This window comes from Psychromonas aquatilis, assembly GCF_038155185.1.
Taxonomy (GTDB): domain Bacteria; phylum Pseudomonadota; class Gammaproteobacteria; order Enterobacterales; family Psychromonadaceae; genus Psychromonas; species Psychromonas aquatilis.
This window is the reverse complement of record NZ_JBAKAZ010000509.1, coordinates 1-206: the sequence shown is the minus strand read 5'-3', so window position 1 is coordinate 206 and position 206 is coordinate 1. Positions and strand designations below refer to the sequence as shown.

Sequence of the window (206 nt, the reverse complement as noted above, 5' to 3'; positions counted from 1 at the left end):
CACTAGATTTTTGTCTGCTTAGTTCAACCTTAGCCAGATCTTTTAAGCGTACTTTAGAGCCATGTTCGTTGACTTTAAGTAAGATGTCTTCGAACTCATCAACTGTGGTTAATAATCTTTGTGCGGTGATAGTGGCATTGATCATTTGTGTATCCGTAGACGGTGTGCGACCAATTTGTCCTACGGTTACTTGGCTATTTTGTACT

At 39.8% G+C, this 206-nt stretch carries 1 protein-coding gene; it reads right to left on the bottom strand.

Annotation, left to right across the window (positions count from 1 at the left end; translation table 11 throughout):
- A partial coding sequence (locus V6256_RS16325) for an efflux RND transporter permease subunit (RefSeq protein WP_341599221.1) occupies positions 1–206 on the bottom strand: 206 nt, incomplete at both ends.